This window comes from Acanthopleuribacter pedis, assembly GCF_017377855.1.
GTDB classification, from domain to species: Bacteria; Acidobacteriota; Holophagae; order Acanthopleuribacterales; family Acanthopleuribacteraceae; genus Acanthopleuribacter; species Acanthopleuribacter pedis.
The window spans coordinates 60,497-73,160 of record NZ_JAFREP010000004.1; the positions used below are offsets into that span (position 1 = coordinate 60,497).

At 56.6% G+C, this 12,664-nt stretch carries 6 protein-coding genes; 1 reads left to right on the forward strand and 5 read right to left on the reverse strand.

The genetic code is table 11. The features are described 5' to 3' along the window. Positions 1–328: 328 nt before the first annotated feature. The 3 genes from J3U88_RS05225 to J3U88_RS05235 form a co-directional block, all read right to left on the reverse strand. Entirely contained in the window at positions 329–3,649 is a 3,321-nt protein-coding gene (locus J3U88_RS05225; protein WP_207857329.1) for a sensor histidine kinase, read from the reverse strand. A gap of 217 nt (positions 3,650–3,866) precedes the next feature. After that, complete coding sequence (locus tag J3U88_RS05230) at positions 3,867–6,521, reverse strand: hypothetical protein (protein ID WP_207857330.1); 2,655 nt, start codon at positions 6,519–6,521, stop codon at positions 3,867–3,869. 1,497 nt (positions 6,522–8,018) lie between these two features. Beyond that, positions 8,019–8,678: a response regulator gene (locus J3U88_RS05235; RefSeq protein WP_207857331.1), complete on the reverse strand. Its 660-nt coding sequence runs from the start codon at positions 8,676–8,678 to the stop codon at positions 8,019–8,021. Between the two features lie 696 nt (positions 8,679–9,374). Here J3U88_RS05235 and J3U88_RS05240 point away from each other — a divergent pair. Beyond that, positions 9,375–9,953 (forward strand): chalcone isomerase family protein, encoded by a 579-nt coding sequence (locus J3U88_RS05240; RefSeq protein WP_207857332.1) that lies wholly within the window; start codon positions 9,375–9,377, stop codon positions 9,951–9,953. Between the two features lie 236 nt (positions 9,954–10,189). Here the strand turns inward: J3U88_RS05240 and J3U88_RS05245 are convergent, their stop codons facing one another. Next, complete coding sequence (locus tag J3U88_RS05245) at positions 10,190–11,602, reverse strand: OmpP1/FadL family transporter (protein WP_207857333.1); 1,413 nt, start codon at positions 11,600–11,602, stop codon at positions 10,190–10,192. A gap of 224 nt (positions 11,603–11,826) precedes the next feature. Further along, a complete protein-coding gene (locus tag J3U88_RS05250; protein ID WP_207857334.1) occupies positions 11,827–12,465 on the reverse strand; it encodes a TetR/AcrR family transcriptional regulator in 639 nt (212 codons plus the stop codon). Positions 12,466–12,664: the final 199 nt, after the last annotated feature.

Genomic DNA, 12,664 nt, shown 5'->3' on the forward strand with positions numbered 1-12,664 from the left:
TTCATATGTTTCGCAAATAACAAACAAGCCTAATAAATTCAGAATATTACACAAGCCTGTCACCACTTGAAGAAAGAAAAAAATGCTACCGCATCCATTGCGTAAGACAGGCACCACAGAGTCACCACAGCGCCTCATGAAACACCTTATCCAAGGCTGTCACTCCATAAAGCAACCGTCACCACCACCATAACCCTAATATTTACAATGCCTTGGGGAGGCCTGTCACCACATAAAAAAAAGATGGTGGATCACCCTTGCGGACCATCGCGATTTGATGCGCGCCATGCCCTATGTGGAAAATCGCCATGGCGTCGCTGAGTTCTGCTTATGCCCGCAGGCCTTCTTCCATGGGGAGGGGGGCGAAGACGCGGACCATGGTGCCTTGGTTGGGTTGGGACTCGATTTCTAGCTGGGCGCCGATGGCCTCGGCCCGTTCCGAGATGCCCAGCAAACCGAAATGGCCCTCGCGCGAGAAACGGACCAGGTTTTGGGGTTCGAAACCCAGGCCGTTGTCTCGGACTTCCAATACCAATGCCTCGGCGTCGGCCTCGAAAGTCACCGAAATCACGTCTCCTTTCGCGTGCTGGAACGCGTTGTTCAACGCCTCCTGGCAAATACGGAACAACGCCAGCTGCGTTTCTTCCGGGATGCCCGCGGTTGGCGAGCCGGCCTCGCAAGAAATGCGAATGTCGGGGTACTTTTCCCTGCAACGGTCGACGTGGGCTTCTAGCGCGGCGTTCAGGCCGAAGTGCTGTAGCGTCGGCGGTCTGAGTTGGCCGCACAGGTCGCGCAGGTCTTGGCCGACCCGTTGTAAATAAGCCACCAAATCGCCGAGGCCCGCGGTCAGGCCCGGATTGGCGTCGACGGCCTCGCGACCAAACAGTTTGGCCAGCTTCATCGACAAACCGCGCTGGAACAATACCAGCTGAATGTGGACGGCGTGCAGGTCTTGCACGGGGCCGTCGTGGATCTCCTGGGCGATGCGCAGACGCTCGACCTCGCGGCCCTCGGTCAGGCGTCGTTTGGTTTCCAGCTCTTGGTCGCGCAGGCGTTTCATACGCTGGAAGCGGCGGTGTTGCCACAGAAACGGCAGCGCTACCAACACCAGCAAGGCCAGGCTCACCAGGGCGAGGCGGAACCACCAGGTTTGCCAGAAAGGTGGGTGGATGGTCAGGGGTAAGGCCAAGCCGGCCTCGTTCCAAACGCCGTCGTTGTTGCCGGCTTTGACGCGGAAGGTATACTGCCCGCCGTCGAGGTTGGTGTAATAAGCAGTTCTTCGCGTTCCCGCGTCGACCCAATCCGCGTCAAGCCCCTCCAATTTATAAAGGTACCGGTTTTTGCCAGGAAGGGTGTAGTCGAGAGCGGCGAATTCGAAACTGATGAAGTTGTCGGTGTAGTTGAGTTCGAGACCGCTGGACGCAAAAGGCGCGGCCACCGCATGCTCGTCGAACTTTTTAACCGCGGTCAGCACCACCGGCGGGGCCTGGGTATTTTCGCGAATGAAATTGGGGTGGAAGCGGTTGATGCCGCGCGTACCGCCGAAGAAGAGTTCGCCGGATGGCGATTGCGCCAACACGCCGGCGTTAAATTCGAGCATGACGCCCTCGCCGGTGCCGAAACGGCGCCAACGCGTGCCGTCCGCACCGCGCAGGTTAAGGCCTTTATTGGTGGCCACCCACATGTCGCCGTTCACATCGGTGACGATCCCATTCACGACCTGGCTGGCCAAACCGTCGTCCTCGCCGAAACGCTGGAACCCTTTCTCCATGCCGCGCCACAGACTTAAACCACCGCCGTCGGTGCCGATCCAAATGCGGCCTTGCGGGTCCTCGTGCAGGGTGAGCACGAGGTCATGGGGCAAACTGTCGCCCGCATCGGGGTTGTTGCGGAAATGGATAAAACCGTCGCGGTTCGGCAGTTTCAGGTTGAGCCCACCGCCGAAGGTGGCCACCCACAAACGGTGCTGACTGTCGTAGAGCAACGCGCTGACCTGGTTCATCGAAAGCGCATTTTCCCGCGCGGTATCGGCGGCAAATACGGTGGTTTCACCACTTTTGGTGTCGTAACGCAACAAGCCGCGGCGGTAGGTGCCGACCCAGAGTTCATCCCCCCCGCCCGCGGCCAAGGCGGTCGGGGTCCAGTCACCCTCGAAAGGTACCTTCACGGCACGGGTGCGGCCGGTTCTGGGATCGTAACGCAACAGGCCGCGGCGGTAGGCACAGACCCAAAGCTGGTTGTCGCGGTCGGCTTGGACGGCGAGGATTAAGGTGGTTTCTTGGTCGGCGCGACGCGGTTGCGCCGAATCGTCGAGGCGATGGTAGGTAAAGCGGTCGGCGGCGGTATCCAGGGAAACCAGACCGTGGCTCCAGGTGCCGATCCACAGGCGTTCGTCCCCATCGACGGCCATCGAAAGCGGCACAAAACGACCGGGGCTGTGGGGATGGTCGGGGAACACATCGTAACGGGCAAACTGACTCAAACCGCGCGCGAATTTGTTAATGCCTTGGCCGCCGGTCCCAACCCAGATCACACCGGATCGATCCTCGAACAAACGCCACACCTGGTTGCTGCTAAGGCTTTTGGGGTTGACGGCGGAGAAGGTGAAGTGGTCGAAGGTGCGGCCGTTGTCGCTGCTGCGGTTGAGACCGTCGTCGCGCGTACCCACCCACAAATCACCGTGGCGGTCGCGCAGCAGGCTCCATACCTGGCGCCCGCTCAAGCCGCGTGGATCGCCGTCGCGCGGTTGGATGACCGCCACGTCGCCGGTGCCGCGGTTCATGCGGTGCAAGCCGTCTTGGCTGCCGATCCACAGGGTGCCGTCGGGCTCGGGTAACAGGCACAGAATGGTGTCGGAGGCCAGACCGCGTGCGGTGGTCCAACGTTCGATTTGGTTGGTGCGCGTGTCGAGCGCCAGCAAACCGTCGCGTTCGGTACCCAGCCACAGGCGACCTTCCTTCGACCAAGCCAAGGTTTGCAGGAAGGGGGTTTGTTTGAGGTCAGGATGCTCAAAGGGGACGGCACGCACGACGGCGCGTTCGGAATATGCGGCTGCATCGATGCGAAACAAGCCGTGGGGCCGGGCGGCGATCCACAGGCGGCCCTCGCCGTCGAGGCACAAACCGGTGATATGGGCTTGGCCGGCGTCTTGGTTGATGGGCAGTGGTTTGTGGATGAAACGATCCTGGGCGGTATCAAAAAAGTACAAACCGCCGCGGCGCGTGCCGACCCACAAGCCGCCGGGCACGGCCTGCAACGCGGTAATGCCGCCTTGGGTGACCTCACCCTCGGTACTTTTCGGCCGCAAGACGCGGAACTGGTAACCGTCGTAGCGGTTCAAACCGTCCTGGGTACCGAACCACATGAAACCATGATGATCTTGTTCAACGGCCAACACGCGGCTCTGGGACAAACCTTCTTCGAGCGCGAGGTGGTCGAAATAAACCGGTTCGATGAACGCGTGGAGCGGTGTCACCGCGCTTGCCGACAGCATGAGCAGCAACAAACAACGCCATGCCGGGCCGGCTGAATAAGACGCGCCGTGATCGTCTGAGCGGCGCGCCGCGCTCGCATAACTTACCAAGATGTTGCACAGCGTATGGCAACGCTTGGTAAACCATGTGAACTGAAATCGGTGGTTGCTTTTCAATTCCCGTCTCCTAACACCGGGCAACGCATCGATCAAGGTTTCGGCCTTTGCCAAACCACGAACCTTACCCTGCCGGTTGCCCATCAATTGCTCGGGAACCAACCGTTACCGGTGCCCCGAGACAGGGTCACCTACTTCCCAGTACGTAACCCGACCCGTCGTCATAGATTAAAGTGAAAACCCGCCGGTAGACCCAAAAACCGGCGGGTTTGTCGCATTACTTTTTCGGATCAATGCGGATGTGAAGCAAATCAAGGACCGATTTGGCTTCGGTTTTGTTTTCAGACGACCATTTGCGGGCCGCTTGGCGCAAATCCTCGATGGTGTTTTGGCCGTCGCCGTTGAGGTCCAAACCGTCGGGGTTCACCAATATCACGGCAAAAGCCTCACCCACGCGGCCGAGGTTGTCGGTCACGAGAACACGCATGCTCACGGTGCGGCCCGGCAGCGGATCGTAAGCCAAAGAAAAGTCCTGGCTAAGAATGGCGCCCGTTTCCAAGTTCTCCCAACGAATGGCATTCGGAACAACCCCGTCGGGCAGCAAGGCGTCGAGGGTGATCACTTCCAAACCCTGTACAGAGATTTCGGGATCGATGCGCAGCGGCAAATCGGTTTGGGTTTGGGCAATTTGCAAATCGCCGGTTAAAGAGAGGGGAACCAAATCACCCAGTTGAATTTGGTTCTGGATTTGGGCGGTTTCGACGCCAACGGTTTGGAAATCGAAGGAGTCGGCGTTGAACTCGATGAATGAGGGCGTGGGCAACACAAAGGAGGTTAAATCCATACCAAGATGGGTATCAATCACATCGCCAAAAGCGCCGTTATTATTTGGGTTTAATGTGTTTCCAGCCAGGTTGGCGCGACCTTGGCTGAAGGCGGTGCTGTTGCGGGTGAAAGACTCAACCGCGGAATCGGCCAGCACAAACTCCACCACATCACGGGTGTTCGGGGAACTGGTGCTGTTATTCACCCGAATCCATCGGGAAGTCGGCGTGGTAACTTTCAACCAAATTTCGTTCTCGTTGGCCTTCCAACGAACGATTTGCAAGGTATCCGGGGGCGCCACCAATTCGGCATGGACCTCGGGATTCTCCAACACGCGCAGCGCCAGGGAAATCGGTTGGCCTTGGTTGGCAACGGTATCAACCCGGGTTTCGCACAAAACGGCACCGCCGGAGAGGCGGAGGCGCAAATATTGCGGCCGATTTTCAGCAGCGCCGGGAAACACGTCACCCTCGATTCGAAACCGCATCTGGCCGGTGCGTTCACATGTTCCGTCCTCGAACACGTCACGGACAGTGGTGGTGAGATGCACGATGGCATTGGCATCGGGGAACAATCGGGAGGCACGGCCCAATGGGATTTCCTCGCTAAACAAGAAGATGCCGTCGCGGAAGATGATCTGGGCCGGATCCGCCGCGGTTTCCACCCCGGCGGTAGTGTCATCCCAAGCGGAAGGTATCATTTCCAGCACACTGTCTTCAGCCGGGGCCGGCAAGGGTTCGAAGTTAGAGGAGGAGGCGTCGATAAACAGGGTGGTGGATACAGCGTCGACCCGGTCACCGGAAGTCGTGAGATTGCGGGTGTTAAAGGGTAAGTTGGCGCGGTTTTCCACGAAAAGATCGCGGCTGGCATCGTGGGAATTGTCGGTGGAACCCAGCAGGGTAAAACGCACAGAATGGACAACGGACGGCGGCAAGGATTCCAAACCGTCGCGGATCCAGTTCTCGGTGGAAGCGGTGAGTTTCAACCAAACGGCCGATTCACCTGCCACCCAGCGCACGATAGACAAGGCATCGTTGGGCACATTTAGGGTCGGGCCGTCGCCAAATTCTTCCAGGAAAAGGGCTAGATAAATGGGATCGCTACCGGGAGCCACCAAGGTTTCGCAGAGGGTTGAACCGTGGTTTAGATCAAACTTGAGGTAGGCCGGTTTTTCGCGAGAAACGTTGGAAAACCCATTGTTCACGAAACGCCCAAAGGCCACTCCGGCCCGTTCACAAAATCCGCGATAGTGGAATTCATTCACCGTGGTTTCCCAACGCAAGGCAGGGCTGCTGCCACCGTCGCCATTGTTCAAGGTGCCGCGGCCGATGATCCTTTCGTCAGAAAAGGCAACCGAGGTTAATTGTCCCAACTGAATGGCGAAGTAATCGGCGGAGGTTTCCACACCGTTCGTCTGACTGTCAAAAACAATCGGATCAATATTCAGCGTGGTTTCTTCAGGCCGGCCAATCACCTCAATGGCTTCGAGGTTGCTTTGGGAAAGATCCACCTCAATCAGAGTTCCCACCGGCGGGGATGAAGGAATATCGGAACGGTTGAGATCACGGGTGGGAAACGGCAAGCTGGCACGACCCAAGGTGAACTCGGTTTGGTAGACATTGACATAACCTTGGATATCCAAACCGAGGTCAAAATTAACCCGTCCGCTGGGTGAAGGCGGAACAGGCGTCTCGTTGAACATTAACCAACGCGAGCTGCTTTCGGAGACACGCAGCCAAATCTCAGGCTCACCCGCACGCCAGCGCACGATTTGAACAGCGGTGGGATCCGCGTTGATCGTATAACCCGGCGCATCAACCTCCATTGGAATCAGTATGGGATCCAGGTTTTTGCTTGGGTTCACGATATCCCGACACGTGAGCGCCCCATGATCGAGACGTAGGCGAATATAGTGGGGGTTTGCCGGTGAGGCGTCGGCAAAGTCATCAGAAGTAACCGAAAATCCAATCCGACCGGTGAGGGCGCAGACATCGCGGATAAAAACATCGCGAACGGTTGTTCTTAATTCAATATCCGCCTGAAGCGGCTGGAAAAATAACCCACTGAGCAAGAGGGGAAACCAAAAAGACACTCGATTGTTCAACACCGTATCATCCTTAAAAAAGCGGCTGTGGCAAACGCCGATAAGCCGGTCGGCATTATGGGCCGAACACGGCATGTGGCACACGAGACCCAGGGGTGGTGAGCCCGTGTGAGACCCAAGCAACGACCAGGAGATCGTTGACGGTCACAGAAGTCATGAAGTTCCAAGCCCTGTTTGGCGCCTCAAGGCGCGGGCGCCTGAAAGAAGCGAAAAACAGGATGGGGATTCGGGGAATCCTTGTGAGAAATGCGGGTTAAAGGTTTGCATACTTAAAAAACGCGGGCCGGAACGCGTCCGTCCGGGTAGGTTCCCTCGTTTCCATACAACGGAAAAAGGGACACACCTGGGGATTAGGCATTTTTTAAGAAGCGAAGACCAAGCTAGACCAAAAGGCCGCAACACCGGGATAAGTTCCAACAAGGTTGCGAATCATCGTTTTATAAATAAAGACGCCGGCCGACACGGATAAGGTCCGTTTCAACGATAGACCGGCTGTTTTATTCTAACCATAATTGGTCGGTGCTTGGTCGAAAGACCGTGAGCGGCTCGTCGACGTATTTTCCCCGTAAGTCGCCCGCTCCACGCCACAAGGGCAACAAAACAAGCTTGTTAGAAACCACCACGGAGAAAAGCCACCTTCGCTTCGTTGCACATCTTTACCCGAACCCTTACAAAGCGATTTGGGACGCTCACCAGGGTCGGGACAGCGTTGTGCGGTTGAGAACCGCCACGGTACGCACCTTCGATCCCCATCCTCACCGGAAAACCGGGAGAACCGGCTTATGACCACGACCCACTGCCCCGGGCCGTGGGAACACCGGTCCCAACGACTTTCACCCGTCGAACCTGCAAATCCACAAGTAGCTCGCATTTCTCACAAGGAGTTCTGCTACGAAGCCGAAACCCATGCGATTACTTCGTTTACTCGGTCGAGCCGCCTTCGCCGTAGCGCTGCTACGCCGAAAGGTCGGACCCCTGTGTCGTCTCTCGGTCGCAATCTTTGTACTCACAAGGCTTTCTGCTTCTCGCAACGAATCCTTGTGAAAAATGCGTGCTGGGTGAAGGATGGAAAATCGGCGGTTTGACCGGCGAGGCATCTCGCCTACCTCGCCACGAAACCGGAAACCGATTTCGGCCGTTGGTTCACCATTGCTGACTATTGTCTCTGCCAAACAAAAATCACCTTTGCTAACCCCGCATTTCTCACAAGGAATTCAGCTTCTCGCGACGAATCCTTTTGAGGAGTGCGGGCTAAACCACCCGCGGTTCCCATCAACCTTCCCGTGCCTGACCCGAACCGGGGGCGTGGAAAGCTGAAAGGAAACGCGGGCCGGCGGGATCAAACCAACCGGTTTGGCGAAGCCGTGCTTGCCAAACTGGACCCAGTTTATTTCAAGAGCAGACGGCTGAAAATAGAGCCAAAGTCATGTTTTTGGGGTCATGGTTTTGTTTTTGGGACCCTGCCGCGGGCTGAACCCATCGGCACAACGACGGCGACAATTAATTTCGCTCGACCAGATTGTTTTCCCAGGCCCAGGTGACGGCCTCGGCACGTGAGCGCAAACCCAGTTTGTTGTAGATGTTGGTGACATGGTTTTTCACGGTGCCGAGGGAAATAAAGAGCTGTTCGGAAATGGAGGGGTTGTCGAGGCCTTCGGCAATCAAGGTGAGGACCTGCTTCTCGCGTTTGCTAAGGCGCGCGGCGGTGGTTTGGCTTTGTTTCTGGGTTTCGCGCCAGGCATCGTGTTTGGCGCGAATGCGGTCGCTGAGCCAGCCTTTTTCACCCAGGGCCACGCCTTCGACAGCTTGAATAATCCGGTCCGGCATTTCTTCTTTGGTGAGATAACCGTAGGCACCCAGCTCGAGAATGCCGTTAATGAACTGAATTGAATCGTAAGCACTTAGCGCCAAAATGCGTACATCGGTACCCTGACCGGCGAGGCGTCGCGCCACCTCAACCCCGTTGAGGCCGGGCATTTCCATATCCATCAGCAACACGTCGGGCCGCAGCGTGACGGCTTTTTCCAAGGCTTCTTGGCCGTTGCCGGCTTCACCAATCACTTCAATACGTTCGGAGAGGGAAAGGAGATCGCGAACCCCGGAACGAACAATGGGATGGTCGTCCGAGAGAAGTACACGAATGTTGCCGGCCGTGGTCATAGATGCTTGCTCCTAAGCTAAAGCTGGTGTCACCCATCGGGTTTTCTAGCAAAAGTGAAACCAACCGAGGGGACCTCATGAAATTTACGCTGAATTCCTATGAAAAGCTCAAAAAAGCCGGCAAAACATGAAAAATCTTGGTACTCAATTAACCAAGGAGGCCGAGCAACCACCCGAAAACACTTTCAGGATTCCCCTTAAATTTAAACGAAGCGCGCGCATTTGGCTTGAAAAAGCTGTGAAAAATATCTCGGATCACGGGAAAACGATTTGGAAGAAAAGGGGTTATCCGGTATTTTTTGGGAATTTTCCAACGGCGGGCCCACGGCGACCCCGATTCTGTTCTTGACAGGTCCCGCGCCACCCTCAATGATGGGCTTAGCTCGCTTCTCTCAACTGCATCCCACTTCTCAAGTGGCTTTCCCGGCGCCGATCCAAATCAACCCAATCTTTATATGGGATGGTTTATTCCGATGCGGCGGCTCGAAAACACCTAAACCGCAACCTGCTTAGGTGCCGTTTCCCCGGGAAAACAGACGCGACGCATTCCATTAAACGGCTTTCGCCGCCCGCGACCACCGCGCCATAGAGATGCGTTACCGCGAGCAGTAAACCTCGGCCCCCGCGCCCTTTTACCGCAAAAATGAATACCTTTTCAATAACGGTACCTTTTTTCCAATACCTAAGGAGTCTCTCGTGAGTAGCAACCTATTTCCCTTCAAAGTGCTTGTTTTGACCGGTCTTTTGGTGATCGGTTCCGGTTTGTTCGCCAAAGAAATCGGCGGCGTGACCTTGCCCGACACATTGTCCGTGGGCGGTAAAGACCTGGTCCTCAACGGCGCGGGCCTGCGCAAAAAGCTGTTTATTAAGGTGTACGCGGGTGGTTTGTACCTTCCCGCCAAAACCAAAAAAGGCGAGGACGTGATCAACACGGACCAAGCCACGGTGATCCGTCTGCACTTCATTTACAACGGGGTTTCCGCCGACAAATTGACGGGTGCCTGGAACGACGGTTTCAAAGCGGCCACCAAGGGCAACACCGGCGACATTCAAAAAGAGATCGACGCGTTTAACGCCTTGTTCACCGATGAAGCGAAAAAGAACGACGTTTACGACATCAGCTATGTGCCTGGCCAAGGCGTAGCCCTGAAAATCAACGGCACCGAAAAAGGCAAGGTTGAAGCGAGCGAAAAGTTTCGCAAAGCCCTGTGGGGCATTTGGTTGGGTAAAAAACCCGCCGACAGCGGTCTGAAAAAAGGCATGCTCGGTTCTTAAAGGCCGGATGCCAAACCACCTAAAAAAGGGCGGCTTCCTCAGGGGAGCCGCCCTTTTTCTTTAACCTAAGAAGCGCGATAAGAGCGTGGGATTTTCGTTAAAGATCTGGAGCGAAATGGCTTGAAACAAGCGGAAGCGCACCCGGTGGGTGCGGTGAGGATTTTTTCAGGCCGTTGCAGCCCAGAGGTTTAGCGAAAATCACCGCGTCAGCGCTTCTTAGGTTTAAATGCTCCGGTTTATTTGCCGGGTCGGTAGGTGATGCCCATGGCCATGGAAAAGATGTCGGTTTCCAAATTGCCCTGGAGCACGGCGGCATCCGAGGTGAGGGATCCCTGGTTGATGGCGACGTCCATCGCCAGGGTTTTTTGAAGGCCGATATCCATACCGAGCCGTTCGCTGAGTTTGATGGTGGCACCGAGCGAAAAGGCGGCGAAATCCTCGAAAGGGAAGTTGAGGTTGAGGGTTTCGTCGGGAATCGGGCTTTCGTCACGGGCGGCGCCGGCGCGCACCAACAGGGCGTCGTTCACGCGGATTTCAGTACCGAGCGCGAAACGCAAGGTATCGTCCCAAAGTTGGGGTTGGGGAATGTCCGGGCCGTCGGAGACCGCTACGGTCAGGCTCTGGAAACGGCTCCAGCGCGTCCAAATCACATCGCCCTGGATGGACCAGCGCTGGTTAATTTGGTGAAAACCGCTGAGCGATGCGGCTTCAGGCGTGGTTAGATCCAAAAAGCCGCCGACGGTGCGGGCACGCAGATTGGGGTCGGCAAGCGGCAAAACGGCGGCGGTGTAATCAGGGAAGTTGAAGGTTACATCACCCTCAAGGCGTTGTTCGATGTCGCCGCGATAATGGAAACCGATGCGGCTGCCCTCGGTGAACTGGTAAAGCAGGCCGGCGGAGAAACCAATACCGAGATCGTCACCTTCCACGGTGACCAAACCATCGTCGGTGGCGGTACCGGGCGCGTCGAAACCAAGCGCCTCGCAACTGGATGCGCCGATCAGTTCCAAGCCGCCCTGGGCGGCGACCAAGGCACAAATGCCGGCGGCGTTGACGGCGTTTTCAATTTTGCCCTCGGCCATTTGCAGGCTCAGGCCCAAACCGAGCGAAAGATGATCGCCGACAACGACCCCGATGGAGCCGGTTAGATTCACGCCGTAGAGTTCGGATTCGGTGGCAAAATAACGGCCGACCCAAGAACGCTCGTAATCGGTACCGGTGGCGTAGGGCGCATTGATCGACAGGCCGAACACGGAAGTATCGTTTACGGGTAGGGCAAGGTACAAGTGGGGGATGGCGATGTTGCTGTCGGGATCGCCACCGTCGCCGCCACTGATGGGGATGAGGTTGAGGCCGTCGGTGGTGAAGCCGCTCCCCTCAAAATCGGTTTGGTTGTTGATTAAGCTGAAGCCGGCGACGTATTCGCGCTGCTTGAGGCGCACCAGGCCGGCGGGATTGTAAAAGGCGGTGGTGGCGTCGCGCGCCTCGGCGGCACCGCCGGAGAAGGCATCACCCAAACGGCGGGCACTTTGTTCGTCTACTTGGTAACCATGTCCCATAAGGGCGGGCAAGGCAACCAGCGCAAGGGTTGCCGGGAACAGCAGCCGGCGCACGAGGGGGCGGGCATTCCATAAAGCAATGAACGACATCAAACCATCCTTGTCACAACACCGTCGCGAAAAATAGCGTGAAATGTTAGGCGATATACGAATGAAGCGGGCGCAAGTGAACCAATGCGCAATAAAAGTGTTGCACGAAGGAGCAAAACGCGGGGAAACAGGATTTTTCACGCATAAACCGACACGACGGCGGTTCCTCTAACAGGGGAGGGGCCTTGGGTGAAAGGATGGCGTCCGCGGTCCTTTGGACCGAGCTAGGCGTGGCTCTTGGCTTGACCGGCGAGAATCGTGCGTTGGTGGAGATAACTTTTCACCATGATTTTGAGTTCACTCACCATCACGGTCGCTTGATGCTCGTCCACGGTCATCGCGAGGCGCAGAACGGCGCCGGCGGAGCGGGTGGTTACCATCGCCAGGGCGGCCAGCTCGTCTTCACTGAGATCGGGGAAGAGGTGCTTGGCACGCGATACAATCATGACGACATTCTGTTTCAGGTCCTCCATGTCTAACTGGTTAAGTTCGGGGTTGGCCTGAATGCCCGACCAAAGTTCGATGTACCCGGGCTCGGATCGATAGAACTGGGCATAGGCGTCAATCATCGCGTCCAGACCTTCCTCGAGGTCGAAATCCTCGAGGAATTGTTCCAGGTAAGGCCGGAGGTTTTGGAAATGCCGTTCGGCCAAACTGCGGATGATCGCGTTTTTGTTGGGGAAGTAGCGATAAAGCGAGGCCAGTTTAATACCGGCTCGACGGGCTACTTCGCTGGTGGTAATCCCATCAACGCCCACTTCTTGAACCAGTTGCGCGGTCACATCGAGAATACTTGAAACACGGCGTTTGCTTCGCTCCTGCATCGGCTCACGGCGTGGGTTGTTTTTTTCTAGATGCGGCATACGATCCCTTTGTCAAAACAGGTTCGGGTTCAGCGGGAGGGCGGTGCGAAAAAACCGTGCGCGAGATGGACGGTGCTTACGGAAACCGGTTTTCCCGGAACCCAAACTTATTCTAACCGGACTTGGTCGCAAGGGTGGGTTCAGGTGTCGAAAAGGTTCGTGGTGGCTGTATTTTGGCAAAAACATGATTGATTGTCAC